We start from the raw sequence: 340 nt of genomic DNA, 5'->3' as shown, positions 1-340 counted from the left end.
CACCAAACCCTTGCGAAGTGCAGGTTACGCGCCAAAGCTAAGTGATCCTGAGGTCATTTGCATGGAGATGGTCGGTGAATTTTTACACCTTGATCAAGACAAACAAATTTGGCAATACTTTACCCAGCATTGGCAAGACTGGTTTCCAGCCATCGGCTCATACCCTAACTTCGCAAAGCATTGCGCAAATCTGTGGCAAGTCAAACAGCGGATACAAGATAACGTCAGTCAAATTGAAGGCCGTGACAACATTCATTTTATGGATGGCTTTCCGATACCCGTCTGTCATTATGGACGCGCTTATCGGCATAAGAATTATCAAGACTTAGCAGCTTTTAGC

General features: G+C 45.0%; 1 protein-coding gene. It reads left to right on the top strand.

Annotation, left to right across the window (positions count from 1 at the left end; translation table 11 throughout):
• Positions 1-340 (top strand): transposase family protein (locus tag AAEY83_RS13455; RefSeq protein WP_502945166.1); only part of this gene is annotated, 340 nt, incomplete at both ends.

It is taken from the genome of Psychrobacter sp. TB20-MNA-CIBAN-0197 (genome assembly GCF_040309765.1).
Taxonomy (GTDB): Bacteria; Pseudomonadota; Gammaproteobacteria; order Pseudomonadales; family Moraxellaceae; genus Psychrobacter; species Psychrobacter submarinus.
Note: the sequence above shows the minus strand (reverse complement) of the source record. Positions and strands in the feature narration are given on the sequence as shown.